This is a genomic window from Janthinobacterium sp. AD80, from assembly GCF_002878455.1.
GTDB lineage: Bacteria > Pseudomonadota > Gammaproteobacteria > Burkholderiales > Burkholderiaceae_D > Janthinobacterium.
In genome coordinates this window covers 14,427-38,823 of the sequence record NZ_NRDQ01000032.1, presented here as the reverse complement: position 1 = coordinate 38,823, position 24,397 = coordinate 14,427, and the positions used below count along the sequence as shown (strand labels likewise).

The window sequence follows — 24,397 nt, the reverse complement described above, 5'->3', positions numbered from 1 at the left end:
CGGCGCCGCCATGCCAGAAGCCGGGACGTTCCAGGTAGGCGCCAGGCGCCCCCACGGGAAAGGCGCGCGCGGCGGAAAAGGTCACGTCGACGCTGGCGCAGGCCGCCATGCCGACGGCGTGCCAGCCTTCGTCCGTGACGTGCACGCCCGGCTGCGACAGCGCCACGGAGGCAAGGCAAGCCTGGCCCTCGGCGTTCCAGCAGCTGACCAGTGCATGACTCAGGCCGCTTGCGCCGGAACACCAGGCCTTGCGGCCATCGAGCACATAGCGGCCATCAGCAGTTTGCTGCAGCTTGACGCGCGCGCCCGGCATTTCCGCGCACCACACGCCCCAGCTGCTGCCGGCCGGCGCGCCCGGCCCATCGATTTCCGCCAGGATGGCCAGCGCATCGGTATGGCCTTCATACAGCTTGAGCACGGAGAGGTCGATGGCGGCCACGCCGGCCAGCGCCTGCCAGCGCCGCAGGGTGGCGCCGTGGCCGGGCAGGGGCAAGTTGTCCAGCCCACGCTCCTGCAGGCAGCGCAAGGCTTGCATGGGCGGCAATGGGCAGTTTTGCGGGCGCAACAGGGCGCGCAATGCCGCGTGGCTGAAATCGGCATCGGCAGGCGGGGAATGGGCAATGGTAGACATGGCAAGCTCCTGTTTTTCAAGAGCTTAGCTTTTCATTTTTACAATGTATGTTCGGTTCTGCACATTCGCGCTCAAACGGACGCAGCGCTTGGAGGAGGGCAGGGGGAGGGACAGGGACTGCGGTAGCGCAAGCCGCGGGGCCGTGCGGCCCCGCAGCCGAGACTGCGTTATTTTTTGCGGTACAGCGTGTCGTGGACGTAAGAGTCGCCGACCTTGACGACGGTGTAGAGCTGGTTGTCGCGCAAGAACAGGCCGCCGGCAATGCTCTGCGCCGGGCGGGCACCTTCGTCGAGGACGCAGCTCGCGCCGCCGTCATGCGAGATGCACCATTGCTGCTGGCCATCTTTGAGCAGGTACTCGACGCCAGCTCCCGTCACCGTGAAGGAAAAGGCGGGGATCGACAGCGTGCGCTTGTCGATGCGCACATCGCTGAGGCCGGCATTGTGCGGCAGCTTGAGCAGGATATCGGCGATGCCGTCCGGCGCCGCGCTGATTGTCGCGCTCATGGATTCCGTCGCCAGCAAGGCGCCGCCGCAGCCGGCCTCGAAATAGGTTTCGGTGGTCGGCGTGAGTTCGAGCGCGCCACTGCCATCGCCTTTCAGCGCCACGACCAGGACCTGGCGTTCATGGCCGTCGCATGCGGCTTGCCAGGTGCCGAGATACGCGGGCTGCTCCGACGCGCCGCCCGCCAGGAGCGTGCTGGAATTGCCTGCATCGCCAGCGCCGCCACCGCAGCTGGCCAGCAATGCGGTGCCCGATGCGACGAGTACTGCCACTATTTTTTTCATGCCCCATCCTTTTATTTCGGCAAGCATGCGTGCCGTAAACGCGGAAATAGTATAGGGCGATGGATGGGCGGCAATTCTCTCCGAATGTGTTCGTGACTTGATTTAAATCAATACTCTCCACGCCGCATGGGACCGCCTGTACCCGGTGGCGCGGAGTGCATCAGTTTAAAATTCTTCCCAGTCATCGCCAGCCGGCGCCCTGGCCGGTGCGCGCTCGGCGGGCGCCGGTTTGGCCGTGGCCAGGCGCTTGGCCGGCAACGTTGCCTTGGGGGCGCTCGCGGCCACTGTCGCCGCCTTGGCTGCCGCTGGCGCAGCCTGGCGCGCCTGTTCGCCCAGCTTGAACACGCTGACCACGTCGGCCAGGTGGCTTGCCTGGTCTTGCAGGCTTTCGGCGGCGGCTGCCGCTTCCTCGACGAGGGCCGCGTTTTGCTGCGTCACGCCATCCATTTGCGCCAGCGCCTGGTTGACCTGGGCGATGCCGTCGCTTTGCTCAGTCGTGGCCACGCTGATGTCGGCCATGATGGCGGTAACGCGGCGCACGCTGTCGACCACTTGCTCCATGGTGGCGCCAGCTTCATCGACAAGCTTGCTGCCTGCCGCCACCTTGCCGACGGAGTCGTCGATCAGCAGCTTGATTTCCTTGGCGGCGGCCGCCGAACGCTGTGCCAGGCTGCGCACTTCCGTGGCGACGACGGCAAACCCGCGCCCCTGTTCGCCTGCGCGCGCCGCTTCCACGGCCGCGTTCAGGGCCAGGATGTTCGTCTGGAAGGCGATGCCGTCGATGACGGAAATGATGTCGACGATCTTGTTCGACGAGTCATTGATCGAGGTCATGGTTTCGATCACCTTGCCCACCACTTCACCGCTCTTTTGCGCCACGCTTGAGGCGGACGCGGCCAGCTGGTTCGCCTGGCGCGCATGGTCGGCGTTTTCCTTCACGGTACCCGTCAGTTCTTCCACCGAGGCGGCCGTTTCTTCCAGCGAGCTGGCTTGCTGCTCCGTGCGGGCCGACAGGTCGTTATTGCCCTGCGCAATTTCCGCGCTGGCGCGCGCCACGTTGTCGGCGCTGGCCTGCACCTGCAGCAGCACCGCGTGGATCTTTTCTACGAAGGCGTTGAAGCCCTTGCCGATGACTGCCAGCTCATCGGTGCCCTTGACTTCGAGCTTGACGCGCAGGTCGGCGTCGCCGCTGGACAGGTCCGTCATGGTGCGGCCCAGGGTGCGCAGCGGACGGGTCAGCTGATTCACGACGAGGATCAGAATGCCGGCCGTGGCCGCCGCGCACAGCAGGGCGACGATCAGGGTATAGGTCATCAGGTCGCGCGCCGAGGCGGTGGCCACGCTTTTCGGGAAGTTCAGTTCCACGCTCCACGGCGCGATGTCCGGGTGGATCTGCAGCGGCTGCAGCAAGTGGATGTAACCGTTGTCGTCCTCGTACTCATAAGGCTGGCCCTGGCGTACTTTTTCCAGGCCGGCGGCCGGCACGTCGTCGGCCTTCTTGCCCAGGCGATCAGCCACGGGATGGCTGGCGTACAGGCCGCCGTTCGAGATCAGCGCCAGCTTGCCGCCTTCGATCACTTTCAGGTCGGCCAGGATTTTAGCGAGGCGCGTGAGCATGAAGTCGGCGCTGGCCGTGCCCTTGAAGCTGCCGTCGATCATGATGGGCGCGACGAGCGAGGCCATCAGGACATTCTTGCCGTCGACGGGGTAGATGTAGGGTTCCGTAAAGTAGGTCTTGCCGGTGCGCTTGGGCACGTCGTACCAGTCGTTGGCGCCCGGTTTCGGGTCGAAGACGATGGGTTCGACCTGCAGCTTGCCGCCGGCACCGCGTGTCCAGTAGGGCATGAAGCGGCCGCTGGCGTCGTAGTTCGGTTTCTGGTTGGCAAATTCCGCATCCTTGCCGTCGAGCGCGTTCGGCTCCCACGTCACGGCCGAACCCAGCAAGTCTTCCGAACTGCTCAGGGTGGCCTTGGTGAGTTCATTGATCTGCTCGCGCTGCATGGGCAGGTTGGCGCCCTTGGTGCCGCGCATGGCGCCGGCCAGGCTGGAGACGCTGGACAGATTGCTGGCGATGCGCGCCTGCAAGGCGCCCGCCACTTCACGCGCCGAGGTGTGCGCCAGTGCCAAAGCGGCCGCTTCGGCGCTGGCGCTGCTCTTGTAGCCGATCACGGCCGCCGTGACGCCCAGGCTGAGGATGGCCAGCGCGGTGGCGGCCACGCAGATTTTACTGTTGAGTGAGAGTTGCATGATGCGGTTCCTTGGTGGGGAGGGATATCGGTGTCATCGGCGCTGCGGGTCGCGTGCCTAGAAAGTCTTGCTGACGGCCAGCACGAAGGTGGCGGCGGCCGGGTTCGAGGTGTCGAACTGGCCCGCCGCATTCGGGATGCCCAGCGTGTAATGATCGTAGGCATCGGTGGCGCCCCAGGCGCGCGTGACGGCGCCGCTCACGCTCCAGCCGCCGGCCAGGGTTTTGGTGACGCCCGCCTTGGCGTCGCGCCAGTTCCAGATGCCATTGCCCGTACCCGCCACACGGCCGTTGCCGGCATGCAGGTTCAAGGTCCAGGCGTTGCCCAGGTCGATATTCGCGCCCACGTCCAGGTAGCGCGTGCCGCGCGCATGCGTGATGCCAAAAAAAGTCGCGCGTGACGGTGTGGTTGTACTTGGCGTACAGCATCTTGTAGCTGAGGCCCAGCGACAGTTCGCCATAGTCGTATTTGACGCCGGTGGCGCGGTAGATGGCGCCCGGGTACTTGTAGTAATACGCCAGCACGCTGTAGCCCAGTTCGCCCGCCGTGCCGCTGTAGCCGCCGTACAGGTCCCATTCGATGGTCGCATCCTCGATGTAGCGGTCGCTGACGGTGGAGGCCCAGGTGCCCAGCGACCAGCCGCTCGGATGTGCGTAGTCGGCGCCCGCCTGCAGCGCGGGCTTGCCCCACGTCTGGCGAAAGCCGCGCGAGATGTATTGCGAGGTGAGGCTGGCATTGGCGCTGAAGGTGGCGCCGGCCGGCGCGCTGTCGTCGGCGCGCGCGGCGGGCGCCGCCAGTGCAAGCAAGGCGCAGCCCAGCAGGGAAGTGGTCAGAAATTGCATGGTTGATCGCATGGTAGTCGGCTCCGTATTTGCAGGCAGCGGCGGTCGATGCGCGCTATCCCGGGGATGGCAAAAAGAATGCGGAAAGGACGAGGCCGTGGAGAGGAAAGATGGCGCAGTCATGCTGCTGACAGCGGCCTGCAAACGGCCGCATCAACATGCACACATTCTCACCAAACGTAACCGAAAGGATAGGCGGGATGACTAGGACAAGTCAATAATGTTGCGGTGCGGAAATCGTAAGTTGTTGTTTAGCGGCACTTTTTCATGCTGTTGTCACAATCGCGGCGTGCCGCGGCGGGCGGCTGCGCCCAGGGTGGCCAGCAAACCGGGCAGGGTCGCGTGCAAGGCCGCCACGTCCGCTGGGGGCAAATCCGCTTGTACCTCCACTGCGCCTGACGGCTGGCCCCAGACCACTTGCGCGCTCAGCTGGACGCCGGCGTCGAGGTCCGCATCGAGGCCCGCTGCGCTGACCAGTAGGGCGACTTCCTCCGGCTGGTCGTCGGCAACGTTGTCCAGCAGGCAGGAAATACCCAGGTGATACGCCTGGAACGCATCGGCCGAGCCGCTGGAAAAGGCGAACACGGACGCCAGCACCTGTGGCGCGGCGGCCGACAGCTGCGGCAGGGCGGCGCGGAACAGGGGCAGCAAGTCGTTTTCCAGCTGGGCGGCCAGCGGGTGTGTATGGCTCAGGACGGTCATGGTGGCACTTCATGTGGGACAGGCAACGGGCGCCATTATAGGGCGCATGCGGTGCCGCCGGCGTGCCGCAATCAGGGAGGAGCGTAGGTGGCGTGTCTGCTGGAAGCTGATATGGCGTTGCGCGCCGGCGCATGGCGTGCTGGCCGGCAAGCCGCGCCGCAAGCGCCAGGGAGGCCAGCAACCGCTGCCGCCCATGACCCTGATACCACGTCGAGTGCGCCCGTCAGCAGCGCGGCCGCGTCCCGCAGCGAGACGGATAGCCGCGCACAGTTGGTGGCGCTGGCGGCGGTTCCGATCAGCGTCGCCATCTCAGGCGTATGTCGTGACAGCCAGGATGACGCATTATGGGATGCGTAGAAGTACGTAGTAAAACTAGATAAACTGACGGGGAAACGTGCAGATGGCCGTGAAAATGAGCTGACGCACTGCAGCATGCCGGCCCTGGCCCATGGCTGTCTACCCGCATGGCCCATCCTGTGCTCAAGCGCGGGGCGAGCAGGATGGGACTGTCGATGGTGTTGCTGTTACTGCTTGCTGCTGACTATTTACTGCTTGCCGCTTAACGGCTCAGGCCGCTCATCCAGCTAGGCTGCGGGTTGGCGCGGGCCAGTTCGCGCATGCGGTATTCCAGGTCGTAGCGGTCGGTCGATTCGGCCAGGTAGGCTTCTTCGTAAGCGCGCTCGCGGCGGTCGCTGCTCTGGTTCAGCCAGGCGCCAAGGCGTTTGGCGGCATGTGCCAGGGTGGCGATGATGTTGTTGTTTTGCGTGGTGTGGTAGGTAAAGGCGGTAGACATGGCAAACTCCTTGAGTGGTGTGCCGCGATGTGCTGCACTGCAACATAAGTATACCAACTTCAAGATATAAGGCTACTTTTGATTTCAAATGTCAGCTATTCATTTTTAGAATAACTATTGGGAAAGCTGCGCAATACGGGGCTTTAAGGCATAATGCGGGCGCAGTATCGTAGTTTTACTACAAGACTGTTTTGTCCTGAATGTTGTTTTCAGACGCAGCCCGCAGGCCTGCCGCGTCCACAAGACATCATTTTGGCGAGAAACGGTCGGCCGTGCGCCTGCCGCGTGCAAGTCGCGCCATGCCTGCCCCTGTTTTGCTGATGGCAGTCATGGCCCACGCTGATATCTGCGTGGCGCTTGCGCGTCCTGGTGCTGCCCGGGTGGAATCGCTTCCATGCCCGGCAAGACAAAACTTGGATTTGAAAAATGGAGAAGGTATGGAATACGTAAAGCAAGGCCAGGGCGTACCGTCCGCACGGCCAGGCACGCAAAACAATACAAGCGCCCTGATCATTGTCACGGTGCTATTTTTCATGTGGGGGCTGCTGACTTCGCTCAATGATGTGCTGATTCCCCATCTGCGCTCGATCTACACCCTGACCTATGTACAGGCGATGCTGGTGCAGTTCTGCTTCTTTGGCGCCTACGCCATCGTCTCGCTGCCGGCCGGCATGCTGATCAAGCGCATCGGCTACCAGCGCGGCGTCGTCGCCGGCTTGCTGATCGCCGCCGCCGGCTGCGCCATGTTCTATCCCGCGTCCACCGGCAGCTACGCGCTGTTCCTGCTGTCCTTCTTCATCCTGGCGGCCGGCATCACCGTGCTGCAGGTGGCGGCTAATCCCTACGTGACGGAACTGGGCGACCCGCAGACGGCGTCGAGCCGTTTGACCCTGACACAGGCGTTCAATGCGCTGGGCACCACCGTGGCGCCAGCCTTGGGCGGCATGCTGATCCTGTCGGGCACGGTCCTGACGGTACAGCAGTTCGACCTGCTGCCGGCCGCCGAGCAGCTGGCCTATCGCGCCAAGGAAGCGGCCGCCGTGCAAGGCCCTTACCTGGTGCTGGCCGCCACCCTGGTGATCCTGGCCGTGCTGTTCGCACTGGCAAAATTGCCGAAGATTTCGCATGCCGACGACGCGGCCAGCCTGGCGCACGATGGCAATACAGTCTCGATCTGGTCGCACCGCCACCTGGTGCTGGGCGCGCTGGCCATCTTCCTGTACGTGGGCGGCGAAGTCAGTATCGGCAGTTTCCTCATCAACTTCCTGGGCGAGAGCCATATCGCAGGCCTCAGCCATGCCGACGCCGCGTATTTCGTCAGCTATTACTGGGGTGGCGCCATGCTGGGCCGCTTCGTCGGCTTTGCCGTGATGCGCTATGTCAGCCCGGGCAAGACCCTGGCCTTCAACGCGGCCGTCGTCATCGCGCTGATCCTCGTTGCCGTGTTCTCCAGTGGCCATACTGCCATGTGGTCGCTGATCGCCGTCGGCCTGTTCAACTCCATCATGTTCCCGACCATCTTCAGCATGGCCTTGAACAAGCTGGGCGCGCAAACGGGCCAGGGTTCGGGCATCCTGTGCATGGCCATCGTCGGCGGCGCCATCGTGCCGTTCATCCAGGGCTTCCTGGCCGACCACATCAACCTGCAGCTGTCGTTCCTCGTGCCGGCCCTGTGCTATACCTTCATCCTGTACTTCGGCTGGAAATACGCCAGCATGTACAACGACGACGCGGCTAAATAAGCCTGTCGTGATCAATTAGAAGGGTGGCCTCGGCCACCCTTTTTTGCGTCAATTCCTCAGTGCCCGAACTTCGTGCCCAGCACATCCTGGCACACCTCGAGCCAGGCGCGCGCCGCGTGCGACAGATAGCGCCCGCTCCAGATATGCGCCACCTGCCACGCCACTTCCGGATCGACGATGCGCACCGTTTCCAGCGGCTCGCCAGCCAGGCGGTGGATGAACGGTTCCGGCAGCAGGGCCACGCCCAGGCCTGCCGAGGCCATTGCCACCAGCCAGTCCCACTGGCCGCTCTGCGCGGCGATCGTCGGCGCAAAGCCCGCTTGCGCGAAGTGCTGGCGCAGGCTGCGCGTCAGGGCGAAATCATCCTTCAGCAGCACCAGCGGCAGCTCGGCCAGCGCCTTGAAGGGCAGGGTCGTGCGGTTTTTCTGGAACGTGCCCGGCTCGGCCAGGGCCCAGATCGGGTAGCTGGCGACGGCCACCGTCACCAGGTCGAGTTCCGGATCGGCGGGCAGCACCGTCATGCCGATTTCCAGTTCGCCGGCTGCCACCATGCGCTCGATCTGCTGGCCCGTGTCTTCCTGCAGGGTCAGGCTGATGTGCGGATAACGCGCGCGGAAGGCTTTCAATACAGGCGTAAACAGCACATTGATCATGGGCGGGATGCCGACCGTCAGGCTGCCGCGCTGCAAGGCCTGCGTGTCGCGCACTTCCAGGGTCAGCTGGCGCATATTGGCCAGCATTTCCTGGCCGTGCTGGTAGACGATGCGGCCCGTGTCCGTCAGGGTCAGCTTGCGCCCGTCGCGCACCAGCAGCTGGGCGCCCACCTCGTCTTCCAGTTGGCGCACCATCTTGCTGATGGTCGACTGGGTCAGGTGCAGTGATTCGGCCGCCTGCGTAAAGCTCGACAGGCGCACGGTTTCCACGAAATAGCGCAGGGAACGGATATCCAAGAGGGAGCTCGGCATTGGCAAGGCATGAAAATATCGACTGGATGTGGCGAAATTAATTCATGCCATGCATATGACCGCGATTTTATACTGAATCCACTTATGGGGCTGGTGTATGACAGCCATCCAGTTTGAGAATATGAAGAAGATCAGGAGCATCAGATGTACGAGGACCGTATCCGCCACCCAGGCCTGCTCAGTAAAATCATGAGCGCCACCGAGGCCGCCACATTATTCCACAACGGCATGCGTGTCGGCATGAGCGGTTTTACCCGTGCCGGCGACGCCAAGGCCCTGCCGCGCGCCCTGGCCGAGCGCGCCCTGCAAGACCCCTTGAGCCTGACCTTGATCACCGGCGCTTCGCTGGGCAATGGCAGCGATGGCCTGATGGCCGAGGCGGGCGTACTGGCGCGGCGCATGCCGTTCCAGGTCGATCCTGTGCTGCGCGGCAAGATCAACAATGGCGAAGTCATGTTCATCGACCAGCATCTGTCGGAAACGGCCGAGCAGCTGCGCTCGGGCAACTTGGCCGCCGTGGATATCGCCGTCATCGAGGCGACAGCCATCACGGCGGCGGGCGCCATCATCCCGACCATGTCGGTGGGCAATTCCGCCGCGTTTGCCCAGCAAGCCACGCAAGTCATCATCGAAATCAACCTGTCCACGCCGCTGGCGCTGGAAGGCTTGCACGACATTTATATTCCGCAAGCCCTGCCGGGCCGCGAACCGATCCCGCTCACGCGCGTGGACCAGCGCCTGGGCAGCACGGCGATTGCCATCGACCCGGCCCGCATCGCCGCCATCGTCATCACGGACAGCCCCGACAGCCCGTCGAACGCCTTGCCGCCCGATGCGGAAACGCAGGCCATCGCCGGCCACGTCATCGCCTTCCTGGAAGGCGAAGTGGCGGCTGGCCGCATGGGGCCGGAATTGCTGCCGCTGCAGGCGGGCATTGGCACGATTGCCAACGCCGTGCTGCATGGCCTGATCGGCTCGCCTTTCCGCAACATGACGATGTATTCGGAAGTGCTGCAGGACAGCGCCATCGAGCTGCTCGACTCAGGCCAGCTGGCGTTTGCCTCGGCCTCGTCGATCACCCTGTCGGCTGCCGTGCACCAGAAGCTGATGGACAATATCGACCATTACCGCTCGAAGATCGTGCTGCGCCCGCAAGAGATCAGCAACCATCCGGAAATCGTGCGTCGCCTGGGCATCATCGCGCTGAACACGGCGCTGGAATTCGATATCTACGGCAACGTCAATTCCACGCACGTGTGCGGCACGCACATGATGAACGGCATCGGCGGCTCGGGCGACTTCGCGCGCAACGGACAAGTGTCGATGTTCGTGTCGAAATCGGCGGCCAAGGGCGGGCGCATTTCCAGCGTCGTGCCGATGGTTTCGCATGTCGACCATACGGAGCATGACGTCGACGTGCTGGTGACGGAATGGGGCTTTGCGGACTTGCGCGGACTGGCGCCGCGCGAACGGGCGCCGTTGATCATCGAGCGCTGCACGCATCCCGATTACCGTGCGCAACTGCGTGCCTATTACGACGCGGCATGCCTGCGCGGCGGCCATACGCCGCATATCCTGCAAGAGGCGCTGGCGTGGCATACGCGCTATCAGGAAACGCAGAGCATGCGCGTGGTGGAGTAATTATTGGGCATGGCTATTTCGCCGGGCAATATCGCCGGTTGATATGGCATACGGATGGCAAAGGGCAGGGCGGCGCAGACCGCGCCTGCCTTTTTACTGTTCGCCTCAGTACATGCGCAGCGCCCTGGCGCCCAGTCCCAGCAGGGCAAACGTGGTGGTGGCCTGGATACCCATGAACCACAGGAAGTGGCTGTGCATGATCAAACGTCAGGAGGCCGGTGCAAAGCGCAGGCGGATACCTTCCGTGACGACGGCCAGCAAGTCGTCGATATGCTGGTGCATGTCCGGGTGCGGCGTCCATGGGTCGCCCGCATCCATGACGATGCGCAGCGAGACCAGGCCGTGCAGCGACTGCCAGAAAATCTGCGTCATGGCGTGCAGGGCCGGCTCGTCCTCGCGCACCTGGCCGGCCTGCGCCAGATCCTGGAACAGGTGCAGCGCGTAAGCATACGGGTCTTGCTCGATATTGCCATGTTCCACTTCGACGGCGTCGACTTCCGCATGCGGGCGCAACTCCATGAAGATCAGGGAATACTCGTCCGGATGCTGGAAACCATACTCGATGTAGGCGCGGCCGATCAGGCGGATGCGCTGCCACGGATCGCCGCTGTTGGCGCAGGCCGTGCGCATGGCGCGCACCAGTTCCAGCAAGTCCTTGTCCATGGCCTGGGCGATCAGGGTAGCCTTGTCGCGGAATAGGGCGTACACGACGGTAGTGGAAAATCCGGCCGCTTCGGCCACCTTGCGGATGGAGACGGCGCGCGCGCCGCCTTTTTTGATGAGGTCCTTGACGACGTCGATGATGTGCTCGCGCCGCGCCTGAGCCTCGCGTAACTTTCTTTCCTGGATGTTAGTTAACTTCTTGTCCACGCTCTTTCCTGGCGACTCTATGAAAGCAAGAATTATAGGGCGGCAGTGGGTTGCCAATGTGTCTGGGATTGTTACAAATCAAATTTTTGTCCGGTTGATGCGACAGTTGGCCAATTTTTCGTGTTTTTGCCCGGGGGTTTTCCATCGATGCCCCGGAATGGTGCAGGAATGGACATGCCAGGCTTTGCGAATGGCGGCAAAGGGCGGAAAATAGCGGGATAGCTTACACTGCGTTTTTTAGCGCGACGGCGGGTGCCCACGAGGCCGCGCCGGGACACTTACCTTTGGACGGGATCATTACATGACCATTAAAATCAGCCAGAACTTCGACTCGGGCGCCATCGACGTGGTGAGCGCCGCCAGCGCCGGCGCCATCGACCTGAACCTGCGCAAGGACAGCCACGCCGACATTCACCAGTGGTTCCACTTCCGCCTGCAGGGCGCGCGCGGCCAGGCATGCACGATGCGCTTCCTGAACGCGGGCCAGGCCACCTATCCTGCCGGCTACGAGGACTACCAGGCCGTGGCCAGCTACGACAGCGAAAACTGGTTCCGCGTGCCGACGTCGTTCGACGGCCAGGTCATGACGATTTCGCACACACCGGAACTCGACAGCGTGTACTACGCCTACTTCGAGCCGTATTCGTGGGAGCGCCATTTGCGCCTGCTGGGCGAAGTGGCCGAGCATCCGCTGGCACGCGTCTCCGACCTGGGCAGCACCGTCGATGGCCGCGACATGAACATGGTCACCATCGGCAACCCGCAGGCGGAAAAGAAAATCTGGGTCATCGCACGCCAGCATCCGGGCGAATCGATGGCCGAATGGTTTGTCGAAGGCCTGATCGACTCCCTGCTCGACGATGCCAACCCGATCGCGCGCAAACTGTTGCAGCGCGCCGTGTTCCACATCGTGCCGAACATGAATCCGGACGGCTCCATCCGCGGCAACCTGCGCACGAATGCGGCCGGCGCCAACCTGAACCGCGAATGGATGACGCCGTCGCTGGAGTCCAGCCCGGAAGTGCTGTGCGTGAAAAACAAGATCCACGAGACGGGTGTCGACATGTTCTTCGACATCCACGGCGACGAAGCGCTGCCGTACAACTTTGTGGCCGGCAATGAAATGCTGGAAAACTTCACGCCGGCGCAAGCGGCGCATCAGAAGGCCTTCATCGAGCGCTACAAGCAAGCCAGCCCCGACTTCCAGGACAAGTTCGGCTATGCGGCCAGCAAGTACAAGTCCGACATGCTAACCCTGGCGTCGAAATACATCGGCCATCACTTCCAGTGCCTGGCGCTGACCCTGGAAATGCCGTTCAAGGAAAACGCAGACTTGCCGGATCCGGCAGTGGGCTGGAATGGCGCGCGCAGCGCGGCTCTGGGCGCGGCCATGCTGCAGCCTATCCTGCTGTCGCTGGACTGAGCGGCGTTGTTCATGGGTATCGAGATAGAGCGTAAATTCCTGCTGGCCGGCGACGCCTGGCGCGGCCTGGGCCAGGCGGTGCTGCTGCGCCAGGGTTATCTGTCGTCCACGCGCGAGCGTGTGGTGCGCGTGCGCATCGAAGGCGAACAGGCGATGCTGACCATCAAGGGCGCCAACGTGGGCGCCACGCGCGGCGAGTGGGAGTATCCGATCCCGCTGGCCGACGCGGCCGAGCTGCTCGATGGCTTGTGCGAGCAGCCGCTGATCGAAAAATACCGCCACCGCATCGAACACGCGGGCATGGTGTGGGAAGTCGACGAGTTCCTGGGCGCCAATGCGGGCCTGGTGGTGGCCGAGATCGAACTGGCATCGGAAGACCAGCCGTTCGAGAAGCCGGACTGGATCGGCGCGGAAGTGTCGGGCGATGCGCGCTACTACAACGCGAACCTGATCCGCCACCCGTTCTCGCAATGGTGATGCGGCGTTAAATAGTTTGTTGAAATGAAAAAGGCGGAACCGAGGTTCCGCCTTTTTTGCATGCGCTGATGGTGTTGTCGGATGACGCCGTACCGGCTAATCCGACCTACGGCTTTTTTTGTGCGACAACCCTGTTGTCGGATGACACCGTGCCGGCTAATCCGACCTACGGCTTTTTTTTGCGACAACACTATGACAGCGGCGTAGGTCGATTAGCGCGCAGCGCGTAATCCGACAACACCGTTACAGCATCAGTGGAAATGCTCTGTGCCCTGCGGCGTATCTTCGGGCATCTCCGCATGCGCCAGCTCGCCGACCGGGTCGGCAAACAGCGGTGCGCCGCAATCGTCGCAGTATTCGCCGACAAAGCGTTCCGCGTGGCGCTTGATCTGCGTCACGCCGGCGGCGTTCAGGTGCTCGATGATTTCATCGACGGGCGTCTTCTGCTTGTCCAGCGCGGCGATGCCGACCTGGATCAGGCCTTCGATCGGCGTGCCATCCTCATCTTCCTGGCCATACAAAGGCCAGACGATGCCGTAGATGACGTCCGGCGCCTGGCGCAGGGTGAAGGCGATGCGGTATTCATCGACCTGGCCGTCGGCCGATTCCTCGCCGAAGCCGGCGATCACGGCGCGCAGTTCCGATGGCTCGATGGCCAGTGTGTGCGTCAGGTAATGCACGGCGGCGCGCACGGAGACGGGGCGGATCAGCTTGTCCGCTTCGCGGCAGGCCACGTAATAAGCTTCAGGCAGCAGCAGTTCCAGGCCGCAGCCGGGCAGCAGGCGGGCGATGGTCGGCGTCGCTTGCGTGCGCCATTGTTCCAGGGCGGCGCTGCGCTCGGCGATGAAGTCGAGCTGGCTGGCCGGCGTTTGCCAGCGGAACAGCGGCGCGCCGGCGGGCGCCACCACGGCCACCAGCAGGTAGCGGGTGTCGGCCAGGAAGGGCGCCGTTTCCGCTTCCTTGCCCGACGGCTTGACGGGCGTGCCTTTCAGGGCGGCCAGGGCCAGCTTCTGCGTCTTGGCATAAGTCTCGACATGGCTGCGCGGCAACTGGTCGATCGAATACAGGGTTGGCGCCATGGCCATCTTGGTGCCGTCGGCCAGCAGGTGGGCGGCAAAGTGCGCGGACAATACGCCGTGCGCGTCGCCGGCCATGGGGCCGGAGGCGATGGAAAAGCGCGTCCACGCGAGGATGGGCACGGCGACCAGCAGGGCGTCGTAGCGCACGTCTTCGTGCACGATGACGGTCGATTCGCTGACGGCTTCAACGCAGTCCATCAGCACGTCGTAGGCGTTCAAGTCTTCCTTGAACAGGCTGCCCAGGGTGTTGTCGATGGTGTCCTGGTGGCCGGTTTTGAGTAATTTCTGGAGCTGCGTATCCAGGCTGTGTTCCCAGGACCGCTCTTCGAGACGGCTGGCTGCCTGTACGATCGCCTGGGCAAAGGTGACCAGGCGCTGGCTGTCGGCAGTCAGTTTATGGGATGAATCTTTGGAAGGACGACGCATAGCGGGATAAGAGTCTCGGAAAGTGAAAAAAATGGATCAGTCAAACAATGATAAACCCTTATAACCGTATTGTAGAGGATTCGGCCACACGCAATACGTAAGCTATCCTCAGATCATGCCGATAGTCGATATTTCAAGTTAAAACGGCCGCGATGGACGAAAAAAAGCGCCGGTCGAAACCGGCGCCTTTATCTCGCATCACAACTGATCGATTACTCTGCCAGCAGCTGACGCAGCACGAATGGCAGAATACCGCCGTGCTTGTAGTAGTCGACTTCGATCGGCGTATCGATGCGCAGCAGGACTTTGACTTCCTGGCTGCTGCCGTCGGCGCGGTGGATCACCAGGGTCGCCAGTTGCTGTGGCTTGATTTCGCCTTCGAGGCCTTTCAGGTCGAAGGTTTCCTTGCCGGTGATGCCCAGGGTTTGCACGCTGTCGTCGCCGATGAATTGCAGCGGCAACACGCCCATGCCCACCAGGTTCGAGCGGTGGATACGTTCGAACGAACGGGTGATCACGGCTTTCACGCCCAGCAGCTGCGTACCTTTTGCCGCCCAGTCGCGCGACGAGCCCGTACCGTACTCTTCGCCGCCGAAGACCATGGTTGGCGTGCCTTCAGCAACATACTTCATTGCTGCGTCGTAGATCGACATTTCTTCGCCGGAAGGCTGGTGGATCGTGATGCCGCCTTCGACCGCCGAACCGTCCGCCTTGGCAGGGATCATGCGGTTCTTGATGCGCACGTTGGCGAACGTGCCGCGCATCATGATTTCATGGTTGCCGCGACGCGAGCCGTAGGAGTTGAAGTCCGCTTTCAGGACGCCGTTTTCCTTCAGCCATTTGCCTGCAGGACCGTTTTCCTGGATCGAGCCGGCTGGCGAGATGTGGTCGGTGGTGATGGAATCGCCGAACACGCCCAGGGCGCGCGCGCCTTCGATGCCGGTGGCCACTGCCGCTGGCGTCATCGAGAAGTTGTCGAAGAACGGTGGTTCCGCGATGTACGTCGATTTTGGCCAGTTGTAGACTTGACCCGAGACGGTCGTGACTTTTTCCCACAGCTTGCCTGGCGCGCCCTTGACGTCCGCGTAGTTATCCTTGAACACCTTGGCGTTCATGGCGAACTTCATCATGGCCGATACTTCAGCCGAGGTCGGCCAGATGTCGCCCAGGTAGATGTCCTTGCCGCCCTTGCCCTTGCCGACTGGTTCCGTCATCAGGTCGCGCGTCATGTTGCCGGCGATGGCGTAAGCGACGACCAGCGGTGGCGAGGCCAGGAAGTTCGAGCGGATGTTCGGGTGAATACGCGCTTCGAAGTTACGGTTGCCCGACAGCACGGCCGACGCGACGATGTCGTGCGTGGCGATGGCGGCGTTCAGTTCCGGCGTCAGGTCGCCCGCATTGCCGATACAGGTGGTGCAGCCGTAGGCGGTCACGCCGAAGCCCAGTTTTTCCAGGTAGGGCAGCAGGCCGGCGGCGGTCAGGTATTCGGTCACGACGCGCGAGCCAGGGGCCAGCGAGGTCTTGATGTGCGGCGCGACTTTCAGGCCGGCTTCGACGGCTTTCTTGGCCAGCAGGCCGGCAGCCAGCATCACGCTCGGGTTCGAGGTGTTGGTGCACGAGGTGATCGCGGCGATCAGCACGTCGCCGTTCGACACTTTCACGCCGTTCGTCGTTTCGTACACGGCAGCCAGGTCGGCCGGATTCTTGTTGAAGCCGTTTTCCGTGGTTGGCTTGGCGAACAGCTCGGCGAAGTTGGCCTTGACGTTGCCGATTTCGATACGGTCTTGCGGGCGTTTCGGGCCGGCCAGCGACGGGGCAACCGATGCCAGGTCCAGTTCCACCACGCGGGTGTAGTCGATCTCGCCGGCTTTTGGCACGCCGAACAGGTTTTGCGCCTTGAAGTAGCCTTCGAATGCGGCGATTTCAGCCTTGCTGCGGCCGGTGCCCTTGAAGTAGTCGATGGTCGCTTCGTCGACCGGGAAGAAGCCCATGGTCGCGCCGTATTCCGGTGCCATGTTGGCGATCGTCGCGCGGTCGGTCAGGGTCAGCGATTCGGTGCCTTCGCCGAAGAATTCGACGAACTTGCCGACGACTTTTTCCTTGCGCAGCAATTCCGTGATGGTCAGTACCAGGTCGGTGGCGGTGCAGCCTTCGCGCAGCGCGCCCGACAGGTTCACGCCGATGACGTCAGGCGTCAGGAAGTAGACTGGCTGGCCCAGCATGCCGGCTTCCGCCTCGATACCGCCCACGCCCCAGCCGACCACGCCGATGCCGTTGATCATGGTGGTGTGCGAGTCGGTGCCGACCAGGGTGTCAGGGTAGTACACGTCGCCGGCTTTCTTGCCTGCGTGGTGCACGCCGCGCGCCAGGTATTCCAGGTTGACCTGGTGGACGATGCCGAAGCCTGGTGGCACGACGCCGAAGGTGTCGAATGCCTGCATGCCCCATTTCATGAACTGGTAGCGCTCGTTGTTACGCGAGAATTCCAGTTTCATGTTCAGGTCCAGCGCTTTCTTTTCGCGGTAGTGATCGATGGTCACCGAGTGGTCGACCACCAGGTCGACCGGTACCAGCGGTTCGATCTTCTTGGCGTTGATACCCATCTTGGCGGCCACGTTGCGCATGGCGGCCAGGTCGGCCAGCAATGGCACGCCGGTGAAGTCCTGCAGCACGACGCGCGCCACTACGAACGGGATCTCGTCGGTGCGCTCGGCGGTCGGGCCCCAGCTCGCCAATTGCTTGACGTGTTCTTCGGTGACTTTTTTGCCGTCGCAGTTGCGCAATACCGATTCGAGCACGATGCGAATCGACACTGGCAGGCGGGAGACATTGATGCCCAGGCTTTTTTCCAGTGCAGGCAGGGAATACAGCTTGCCCTTCTTGCTGTCTGAAATATTAAAGTCCTTGAGCGTGTTCAGAGTGTTGCGGGACATGACCTCTCCTTGTTGGGTATCGTCTATTTATTGATTATTCAGGGTACAAAAAACATGACCGGACCCCCGAAGAGGCCCTTGCTACGCACATCAGCCGCCGGTGACTGGCAACACGCCCAGCGATGGCGGGGCGTCCACCAATGCTGCCGGCTTGGGCTTGGCTTGCTCCTCGTCCTTGCATTCATTGGCCAGTTGGCGGCCCTGCTTGGAATCGAGCAGCATGCCTTTGGCCGGGATGCCGATCCAGACGAGACCATACAAGCGGTTCTCGAAGCGGTTGGCGCCAGTGGTGGTGCCAACACGGCTCAGGCGATGCAGGCGCTTCTTCCAGCGCAGGGCGATGTGTTTGTCGTCAGTAGCATTGGTGTAGATGGTAATTTTATTACCAAGTTCGCAATTGAAATCCGTGGAGGCCGAACCCGCGGTATCCGGCTCGTCCGCCTCTTCCTTGTCGGCGACCGACATGGCCAGAGGGTGGGCTTCCTTGGCGGCCGGCTTGGCCTTGGTGCTCTTGGCCTTCGGCTTGGCCTTGACCGCCTTGGGGTTGGACTCTGCCTTGCCTGCCTTGGCATCCGTGGCGGCGAAGCTGGCCGGTGCCAGTGTCAGGGTCAGGGCGCCCAGCGCGACGCTGCAGGCAATTGCTAATTTGGAGATGGACATCGTGTAATTCCTGTCAGTTTTCAGTGGTGCTGGAAGAGGGGGTGTTGAGTAATGCGGCGGCCGCCTCGGGCAGGCCCAGGCCCGCCAGTTTGGCACGTTGCAAAACGGTCCAATAATATCGGTAGCTGGCGCGGTCGTGCAAGCGGCCATTTTGCGCGATCGGACCCCAGTTGGCGCGCAGCGCCTCATTCAGGATATTGCTGGCCTCATTGACCTCGGACAGGCGCGGCGTGAAAGCCTTGATGATGGGCTTGATCTGGTCCGGATGGATGCTCCACATGCGCGTGTAGCCGAACTCGGCTGTTGCGCGCTGGGCATCGTTGGCCACCACGGCCGAATCGCGCACATCGGTCGTCACATTATGCGACGGCACCTTGCCGTGCGCGTGGCAGGCGGCGGCCACTTCCAGCTTGGCGCGTACCACCAGCGGGTGCGTGAACTGGCCCGGCGTGCGCATGGCGGCGGCGGGGATGGCGCCGTAGTGGGCCGAGACGAAATCCATGATGCCGAAGGACAGGCATTCGACCTGCGGCAGGGCGGCGATCGCATACGCGTCGCGCAGCGCGCCATGCGTCTCGATCAGGATGTGCACGGGCAGGTTGTCGCGGCCGGCGCGGCGCGCATGCAGGTTGATCAGGTCGATGGCCAGCATGGCGTCCTGCACGCCGCCCACTTTGGGCACGGCGATGTACGCGAGGCGGCCGGCGGCGGCGCAGATGAGCTCCACGTCGCGCGCGAAAAACGGGCTGTCGACGTCGTGCACGCGCACGCCGATGCGGTTGAACTGGTTCTCGTCGCTGGCCAGCAGGCCGGCGATCATCTGCGCGTGGGCTTCTTCATTGCCGGCGCTGGCGCCGTCTTCGCAGTCGAACGTGATGTCGAACAGGGGGCCAAGCTCTTGTTGCAAAGCAATCGATTTACGCATCAGCTTTTCAGAGCCGGCGTAGTGGTCGCAAGCGGCGAGCAATAGCGGCTGGCGTTTGCCTTGGAATAAAACCTCGGAAGGGTGCATGCTTAAGGCATTTCTGCAGGTAAGGACTACTTGATAAAACAGCCGCGCCGCGAATCTCGCGGGGCGGCCTTCTTGGCGGGCGGCGCTCAGGCCGCGCCGCCAATACTGGATTTAGGCCAGCAGGTGTTTCACGCCTTCGCGCTCTTCGGTCAGTTCTTTCAGGGTCAGGTTGATGCGCTCTTGCGAGAATGCATCGATTTCCAGACCTTGAACGATGGTGTACTCACCGTTGTCGGTGGTTACAGGGAAGCCGAAGACGGTGCCTTCAGGGATGCCATACGAGCCATCCGAAGGTACGCCCATGGTGGTCCACTTGCCGGCGGTGCCCAGCATCCAGTCATGGATGTGGTCGATGGCGGCGTTCGCTGCCGACGCTGCCGACGACAGGCCGCGCGCTTCGATGATGGCCGCGCCGCGCTTGCCGACGGTTGGCAGGAACACATTGGCGTTCCATTCCTGGTCGTTGATCAGGTCCTTGACGGCCTTGCCGTTCACGGTGGCGAAGCGGTAGTCGGCGTACATGGTTGGCGAGTGGTTGCCCCAGACGGTCAGCTTCTCGATGTCTTTCACGGCGGTACCGGTCTTGGCAGCCACTTGCGACAGGGCGCGGTTGTGGTCCAGGCGCAGCATGGCGGTGAAGTTTTTCGCCGGCAGCGATGGTGCCGATTTCATGGCGATGTAGGCATTGGTGTTGGCAGGGTTGCCGACCACCAGCACTTTCACGTTGCGCGAAGCGACGGCGTCGAGCGCCTTGCCTTGCACCGTGAAGATCTGGGCGTTCGCTTCCAGCAGGTCCTTGCGTTCCATGCCCGGGCCGCGTGGACGCGCGCCCACCAGGACGGCCACGTCGACATCCTTGAATGCGGTCAATGGATCGGAGTGGGCGGTCATTTCCGTCAGCAGCGGGAATGCGCAGTCATCGATTTCCATCATCACGCCCTTGAGCGCCTTCTGGGCTTTTTCGTCCGGGATTTCAAGCAGTTGCAAGATGACAGGCTGGTCTTTGCCGAGCATGTCGCCATTGGCGATGCGGAACAACAGGGCGTAGCCGATCTGGCCGGCGGCGCCGGTCACTGCAACACGCATTGGGGTTTTAGCCATGATGAATCTCCAAAAATGGGAAAGAAAACGGGCTTGAAGCTGGGCTTACGCTTATCCGGAAAAACTATAATGATACCAAAACCGGCCCGCGCCACCGAATTGCTGGTGTACGCTGCCGTGACGCTTGTGCTGCGCGAGACCAGAGTGGCTGGCCGACAACATAAAACGCTGGCTCACAAGTTTTATCGAGGGCAGTTTAGGCCTCCGATCTGTATCTGTCAATCATATCTTATGTCTTATATAAGACAGATAACTACGTCTGTTTTACTGGACGTGGACAGTGATTTGTGTTGAAATGTCGGACTATGAATTCCGCCTCGTCCAATCTGACCAACAATGCCACTGCTGCAAGCGGGGCGGTCAGTCCGACCGCGGGCACCCCGGCTACGCCTGCCGCCGCGGCGGCCAGCAGCACTTCCGCCCCTGTCGCCAGCGCCAATACCACTGCCGTGGCCGCGCCTGCCGCGAATGCCTCGCCCACCTTCAGTCCCTTATATCAGCAGATCAAGGCGCTCATCACGCAGAGCCTGCAATCGGGCGAGTGGAAGCCGGGCGAACTGATTCCCAGCGAAGTCGAACTGGCGGGCCGTTTCAAGGTCAGTCAGGGCACGGTGCGCAAGGCGATCGATGAGCTGGCCGCCGAGAACCTCGTCATGCGCCGCCAGGGCAAGGGTACCTTCGTCTCCACCCACCACGAGGCGCGCGCGCATTTCCGCTTCCTGCGCCTGGTGCCGGACGAGGGCGTGCCGCACTATCCGGAAAGCAAATTCATCGAGGTCAAGCGCGTGCGCGCGCCGGCCGACGTGGCGCGGCTGATGGACCTGAAGTCCGGCGACGCCGTCATCTTCATCAAGCGCGTGCAGTATTTCGACGGCATTCCCACCATCGTCGAAGAGCTGTGGCTGCCCGGCCTCATCTTCAAGGGCCTGACGGCAGAGCGCCTGGTGGAGTACAAGGGCCCCATGTACGGCCTGTTTGAAACGGAATTCGGCACGCGCATGATACGCGCGTCCGAGCAGATCCGCGCCGTGTGCGCCGACGCCGGTGCCGCGCAATTGTTAAATATCGACCTCGGCACGCCCTTGCTCAGTTCCGAGCGCGTGTCGTTTACCTACGGCGACAAGCCGGTCGAACTGCGCCGGGGCCTGTACCTGACCAGTCGTCATCATTATCAGAATGAACTCAGCTGAAGCCGCAGGGCGCCCGCGGGCGTCCGAACAAGCGGCAGGGCGGAAGTGCATCGTTTGAAAGTGCCCGTCGCAAGGCGGGCATGGAGACAACAGAACGCGCAGGTAAAGCATGGCCAGCCCCGGCGGGCTGTGCTTTGCCGGCGATTCTGTAATTAAATTACGTGAACTACGGAAAGTAGCGCGGTATTTTGTAGTAAAAAACCATTTTGGTTATATGTAACAATAGATATTGGTATGGGTTGCGAAAATCGGCGAAAATCGCGGCTTCAATATTTAGTTGAAATTCAAAGGGGAGGTTTTTGTTATGTCTGAAGCCGTAAGAGAAGTACCAAAAAAAGAACGGCCGCAATTCCGTAACATCCATGTTACCGAATTGTCGAACTACCGCATGGCGATCGGCGCCATCGTCTCGATCCTGCACCGTATCAGCGGCATCATCATTTTCGCCCTGCTGCCGTGCATCCTGTACATGCTGGAACTGAGCCTGCGTTCCGAAATGTCCTACGCCTACTTCCAGGGCATCGCCTCGCACTGGTTCGTCAAGCTGATCACCCTGGGTCTGGTCTGGGCCTTCCTGCACCACTTCTGCGCCGGTATCCGCCACCTGTTCATGGACGTGCACGTCGCCGCCGAGAAAGAACCCGCGCGCAATACGGCCAAGTTCGTTCTGGTGATCAGCCTGGTACTGACCGCTCTGGTCGCTTTGAAACTGTTTGGAGTATTTTAATGGCAAACAATAACATCGGACCGAAACGCCTCGTTGTCGGCGCCCATTACGGCTTGCGCGACTGGCTGGCGCAACGCGTCACCGCCCTCGTCATGGTGGCCTATGTTGCCATCCTGCTCATCGCCTTCCTGACCGGCAGCAACTTCAGCTATGAAGGCTGGGCTGGTCTGTTCGCACAGCAATGGTTCAAATTAATCAGCCTGGTGACGTTTGTCGCCTTGTTCTACCACGCATGGGTCGGCGTACGCAATATCTGGATGGACTACGTGAAAAGCGTTGGCCTCCGCATGACCCTGCAAATTGCCACCATGCTGTGGTTGATCGCTTGTGCCGGCTGGACGGTACAGATACTCTGGAGTGTGTAATCGTGGCAGCATATAAATCTGCAATTCCTACCCGCCGCTTTGATGCGGTCATCGTTGGCGCCGGCGGTTCCGGCATGCGCGCGTCGTTGCAGCTGGCTGAAGCCGGCCTGAACGTCGCAGTGCTCTCGAAAGTTTTCCCGACCCGCTCGCACACCGTGGCGGCGCAGGGCGGTATCGGCGCGTCGCTCGGCAATATGGCCGAAGACAACTGGTTCTGGCACATGTTCGACACCGTCAAGGGTGGCGACTATCTGGGCGACCAGGATGCCATCGAATTCATGTGCCGCGAAGCACCGAAGGTCGTGTACGAACTGGAACACTTCGGCATGCCATTCGACCGCAATCCTGACGGCACCATCTATCAGCGTCCGTTCGGCGGCCACACGGCCCACTTCGGCGAAAAGCCGGTGCAGCGCGCCTGCGCGGCAGCCGACCGTACCGGTCACGCCCTGCTGCACACGCTGTACCAGCGCAATGTACGCGCACGTACGCACTTCTTCGTCGAATGGATGGCGCTCGACCTGATCCGCGACGCCGAAGGCGATGTAATCGGTGTGGTCGCGCTGGAAATGGAAACCGGCGAATGCATGATCCTGGAAGCAAAAACCACGGTCATGGCAACGGGCGGCGCAGGCCGCATCTTCGCCGCGTCGACGAATGCCTTCATCAACACCGGCGACGGCATGGGCATGGCGGCACGCGCCGGCCTGCCACTGCAAGACATGGAATTCTGGCAGTTCCACCCGACCGGCGTGGCCGGCGCGGGCGTATTGATCACCGAAGGCGTGCGCGGCGAAGGCGGCATCCTGATCAATAGCGAAGGCGAACGCTTCATGGAGCGCTATGCGCCGACCCTGAAGGATCTGGCGCCGCGCGACTTCGTCTCGCGTTCGATGGACCAGGAAATCAAGGAAGGCCGCGGCTGCGGTCCGAACAAGGACCACGTGATGCTGGACCTGCGCCATATCGGCGCCGATACCATCGCCAAGCGCCTGCCGTCGATCCTGGAAATCGGCCACAAGTTCGCCAACGTCGATGCGACCAAGGAACCGATTCCCGTCGTGCCGACGATTCACTACCAGATGGGCGGCATTCCCACGAACATCCACGGCCAGGTCGTCACCCCGACCGGTCCGGACAATTCGGCGAAAGTCGTCAACGGCCTGTACGCGATCGGCGAGTGCGCCTGCGTCTCGGTGCACGGCGCCAACCGCCTGGGCACCAACTCGCTGCTGGACCTGGTGGTCTTCGGCCGCGCGGCCGGCAACCATATCGTCAACAGCGGCCTGAAAGCCAAGGAGAACAAGCCTTTGCCAGCCGACGCAGCTGAATTTGCCATGGGCCGCTTGCAGCGCCTGGAAAACTCGACCGGCACGGAAACCGTGCAGGGCGTGGCGAACGACATCCGCGCAACGATGCAGAAGTACTGTGGCGTGTTCCGTACCGACGAGATGCTGAACAAGGGCGTCGAGGAAATCATGAAGCTGGACGAGCGCCGCAAGCACGTCTCGTTCAAGGACAAGTCGATGGTCTTCAACACGGCCCGCGTGGAAGCGCTGGAGCTGGACAACCTGATCGAAACGGCGAAGGCGACGATCGTCTCGGCAGCAGCGCGCAAGGAATCGCGCGGCGCCCACGCCCAGGACGACCATCCGCAACGCGACGACGTCAACTGGATGAAGCACACGCTGTGGTACTCGGAAGGCAACCGCCTGGAATACAAGCCAGTCGTGACCAAACCGCTGACGGTCGATACCTTCAAGCCAAAACCACGTACTTTCTAA

General features: G+C 62.2%; 20 protein-coding genes and 2 pseudogenes. 8 read left to right on the top strand and 14 right to left on the bottom strand.

Translation table 11 applies throughout. The annotated features are described in order from the left end of the window. The 7 genes and pseudogenes from JaAD80_RS07685 to JaAD80_RS07660 form a co-directional block, all read right to left on the bottom strand. Positions 1–631, bottom strand: a pseudogene (locus tag JaAD80_RS07685) (acyl-CoA dehydrogenase); the annotation flags it as partial. A 167-nt stretch (positions 632–798) separates the two neighbouring features. Beyond that, positions 799–1,446: a hypothetical protein gene (locus JaAD80_RS07680; protein WP_146012298.1), complete on the bottom strand. Its 648-nt coding sequence runs from the start codon at positions 1,444–1,446 to the stop codon at positions 799–801. A 138-nt stretch (positions 1,447–1,584) separates the two neighbouring features. Next, positions 1,585–3,666 (bottom strand): methyl-accepting chemotaxis protein, encoded by a 2,082-nt coding sequence (locus JaAD80_RS07675; protein WP_102293636.1) that lies wholly within the window; start codon positions 3,664–3,666, stop codon positions 1,585–1,587. A 57-nt stretch (positions 3,667–3,723) separates the two neighbouring features. Next, complete coding sequence (locus JaAD80_RS31395; protein ID WP_258002859.1) at positions 3,724–4,011, bottom strand: hypothetical protein; 288 nt, start codon at positions 4,009–4,011, stop codon at positions 3,724–3,726. Positions 4,012–4,114: 103 nt separating this feature from the next. Beyond that, positions 4,115–4,507 (bottom strand): annotated as a pseudogene (locus tag JaAD80_RS31390) (TorF family putative porin); the annotation flags it as partial. A gap of 276 nt (positions 4,508–4,783) precedes the next feature. Then, positions 4,784–5,209: a hypothetical protein gene (locus JaAD80_RS07665; RefSeq protein ID WP_102293635.1), complete on the bottom strand. Its 426-nt coding sequence runs from the start codon at positions 5,207–5,209 to the stop codon at positions 4,784–4,786. A gap of 559 nt (positions 5,210–5,768) precedes the next feature. After that, positions 5,769–6,002, bottom strand: coding sequence for a DUF3563 family protein (locus JaAD80_RS07660; RefSeq protein ID WP_102293634.1), 234 nt, complete (start codon positions 6,000–6,002; stop codon positions 5,769–5,771). 437 nt (positions 6,003–6,439) lie between these two features. On the opposite strand from JaAD80_RS07660, the gene fucP reads away from it, so the two are divergent. Further along, positions 6,440–7,744: an L-fucose:H+ symporter permease gene (gene fucP, locus JaAD80_RS07655; RefSeq protein WP_102293633.1), complete on the top strand. Its 1,305-nt coding sequence runs from the start codon at positions 6,440–6,442 to the stop codon at positions 7,742–7,744. A 56-nt stretch (positions 7,745–7,800) separates the two neighbouring features. Here the strand turns inward: fucP and JaAD80_RS07650 are convergent, their stop codons facing one another. After that, complete coding sequence (locus tag JaAD80_RS07650) at positions 7,801–8,694, bottom strand: LysR substrate-binding domain-containing protein (protein ID WP_102293632.1); 894 nt, start codon at positions 8,692–8,694, stop codon at positions 7,801–7,803. Between the two features lie 159 nt (positions 8,695–8,853). Between JaAD80_RS07650 and JaAD80_RS07645 the strand changes: the two genes are divergently transcribed. After that, a complete protein-coding gene (locus JaAD80_RS07645; RefSeq protein ID WP_102293631.1) occupies positions 8,854–10,350 on the top strand; it encodes a succinate CoA transferase in 1,497 nt (498 codons plus the stop codon). A 207-nt stretch (positions 10,351–10,557) separates the two neighbouring features. Here the strand turns inward: JaAD80_RS07645 and JaAD80_RS07640 are convergent, their stop codons facing one another. After that, entirely contained in the window at positions 10,558–11,220 is a 663-nt protein-coding gene (locus tag JaAD80_RS07640) for a TetR/AcrR family transcriptional regulator (RefSeq protein WP_102293630.1), read from the bottom strand. A 301-nt stretch (positions 11,221–11,521) separates the two neighbouring features. Between JaAD80_RS07640 and JaAD80_RS07635 the strand changes: the two genes are divergently transcribed. Both JaAD80_RS07635 and JaAD80_RS07630 read left to right on the top strand, forming a co-directional pair. Then, positions 11,522–12,643, top strand: coding sequence for a M14-type cytosolic carboxypeptidase (locus tag JaAD80_RS07635; protein ID WP_102293629.1), 1,122 nt, complete (start codon positions 11,522–11,524; stop codon positions 12,641–12,643). 12 nt (positions 12,644–12,655) lie between these two features. Beyond that, on the top strand, positions 12,656–13,120 hold the full coding sequence (locus JaAD80_RS07630; protein WP_102293639.1) for a CYTH domain-containing protein: 465 nt from the start codon (positions 12,656–12,658) through the stop codon (positions 13,118–13,120). 251 nt (positions 13,121–13,371) lie between these two features. Here the strand turns inward: JaAD80_RS07630 and JaAD80_RS07625 are convergent, their stop codons facing one another. The 5 genes from JaAD80_RS07625 to JaAD80_RS07605 form a co-directional block, all read right to left on the bottom strand. Then, positions 13,372–14,625: a DUF2863 family protein gene (locus JaAD80_RS07625; protein ID WP_102293628.1), complete on the bottom strand. Its 1,254-nt coding sequence runs from the start codon at positions 14,623–14,625 to the stop codon at positions 13,372–13,374. 212 nt (positions 14,626–14,837) lie between these two features. Further along, the gene (acnA, locus tag JaAD80_RS07620) at positions 14,838–17,558 is read right to left on the bottom strand and encodes an aconitate hydratase AcnA (protein WP_102293627.1); all 2,721 of its coding nucleotides are present in this window, start codon (positions 17,556–17,558) and stop codon (positions 14,838–14,840) included. 90 nt (positions 17,559–17,648) lie between these two features. After that, complete coding sequence (locus JaAD80_RS07615) at positions 17,649–18,218, bottom strand: hypothetical protein (protein ID WP_102293626.1); 570 nt, start codon at positions 18,216–18,218, stop codon at positions 17,649–17,651. Positions 18,219–18,231: 13 nt separating this feature from the next. Next, positions 18,232–19,230 carry a CoA ester lyase gene (locus JaAD80_RS07610; RefSeq protein ID WP_102293625.1) on the bottom strand — a complete coding sequence of 333 codons (999 nt, stop codon included), beginning with the start codon at positions 19,228–19,230 and terminating at the stop codon, positions 18,232–18,234. Between the two features lie 111 nt (positions 19,231–19,341). After that, complete coding sequence (locus JaAD80_RS07605) at positions 19,342–20,331, bottom strand: malate dehydrogenase (RefSeq protein WP_034752084.1); 990 nt, start codon at positions 20,329–20,331, stop codon at positions 19,342–19,344. A gap of 305 nt (positions 20,332–20,636) precedes the next feature. Between JaAD80_RS07605 and JaAD80_RS07600 the strand changes: the two genes are divergently transcribed. The 4 genes from JaAD80_RS07600 to sdhA all read left to right on the top strand — a co-directional run bounded on the left by JaAD80_RS07600 (position 20,637) and on the right by sdhA (position 24,397). Then, on the top strand, positions 20,637–21,521 hold the full coding sequence (locus JaAD80_RS07600; protein ID WP_102293624.1) for a GntR family transcriptional regulator: 885 nt from the start codon (positions 20,637–20,639) through the stop codon (positions 21,519–21,521). Positions 21,522–21,825: 304 nt separating this feature from the next. Then, on the top strand, positions 21,826–22,248 hold the full coding sequence (sdhC, locus tag JaAD80_RS07595) for a succinate dehydrogenase, cytochrome b556 subunit (protein WP_102293623.1): 423 nt from the start codon (positions 21,826–21,828) through the stop codon (positions 22,246–22,248). After that, positions 22,248–22,613 carry a succinate dehydrogenase, hydrophobic membrane anchor protein gene (sdhD, locus tag JaAD80_RS07590; RefSeq protein WP_102293622.1) on the top strand — a complete coding sequence of 122 codons (366 nt, stop codon included), beginning with the start codon at positions 22,248–22,250 and terminating at the stop codon, positions 22,611–22,613. The genes sdhC and sdhD overlap by 1 nt, the downstream gene beginning before the upstream one ends. A gap of 2 nt (positions 22,614–22,615) precedes the next feature. Continuing rightward, entirely contained in the window at positions 22,616–24,397 is a 1,782-nt protein-coding gene (sdhA, locus tag JaAD80_RS07585; RefSeq protein WP_102293621.1) for a succinate dehydrogenase flavoprotein subunit, read from the top strand.

What these genes read in the sequence shown, in the direction of transcription:
- JaAD80_RS07605 (WP_034752084.1), bottom strand. Translation starts at nt 20,331, where the DNA reads ATGGCTAAAACCCCAATGCGTGTTGCAGTGACCGGCGCCGCCGGCCAG.
- JaAD80_RS07645 (WP_102293631.1), top strand. Translation starts at nt 8,854, where the DNA reads ATGTACGAGGACCGTATCCGCCACCCAGGCCTGCTCAGTAAAATCATG.
- JaAD80_RS07630 (WP_102293639.1), top strand. Translation starts at nt 12,656, where the DNA reads ATGGGTATCGAGATAGAGCGTAAATTCCTGCTGGCCGGCGACGCCTGG.
- JaAD80_RS07600 (WP_102293624.1), top strand. Translation starts at nt 20,637, where the DNA reads ATGAATTCCGCCTCGTCCAATCTGACCAACAATGCCACTGCTGCAAGC.
- fucP (WP_102293633.1), top strand. Translation starts at nt 6,440, where the DNA reads ATGGAATACGTAAAGCAAGGCCAGGGCGTACCGTCCGCACGGCCAGGC.
- JaAD80_RS07635 (WP_102293629.1), top strand. Translation starts at nt 11,522, where the DNA reads ATGACCATTAAAATCAGCCAGAACTTCGACTCGGGCGCCATCGACGTG.
- JaAD80_RS07680 (WP_146012298.1), bottom strand. Translation starts at nt 1,446, where the DNA reads ATGCTTGCCGAAATAAAAGGATGGGGCATGAAAAAAATAGTGGCAGTA.
- JaAD80_RS07660 (WP_102293634.1), bottom strand. Translation starts at nt 6,002, where the DNA reads ATGTCTACCGCCTTTACCTACCACACCACGCAAAACAACAACATCATC.
- JaAD80_RS07625 (WP_102293628.1), bottom strand. Translation starts at nt 14,625, where the DNA reads ATGCGTCGTCCTTCCAAAGATTCATCCCATAAACTGACTGCCGACAGC.
- sdhC (WP_102293623.1), top strand. Translation starts at nt 21,826, where the DNA reads ATGTCTGAAGCCGTAAGAGAAGTACCAAAAAAAGAACGGCCGCAATTC.
- JaAD80_RS07615 (WP_102293626.1), bottom strand. Translation starts at nt 18,218, where the DNA reads ATGTCCATCTCCAAATTAGCAATTGCCTGCAGCGTCGCGCTGGGCGCC.
- JaAD80_RS07675 (WP_102293636.1), bottom strand. Translation starts at nt 3,666, where the DNA reads ATGCAACTCTCACTCAACAGTAAAATCTGCGTGGCCGCCACCGCGCTG.
- acnA (WP_102293627.1), bottom strand. Translation starts at nt 17,558, where the DNA reads ATGTCCCGCAACACTCTGAACACGCTCAAGGACTTTAATATTTCAGAC.
- JaAD80_RS07610 (WP_102293625.1), bottom strand. Translation starts at nt 19,230, where the DNA reads ATGCACCCTTCCGAGGTTTTATTCCAAGGCAAACGCCAGCCGCTATTG.
- sdhD (WP_102293622.1), top strand. Translation starts at nt 22,248, where the DNA reads ATGGCAAACAATAACATCGGACCGAAACGCCTCGTTGTCGGCGCCCAT.
- JaAD80_RS07665 (WP_102293635.1), bottom strand. Translation starts at nt 5,209, where the DNA reads ATGACCGTCCTGAGCCATACACACCCGCTGGCCGCCCAGCTGGAAAAC.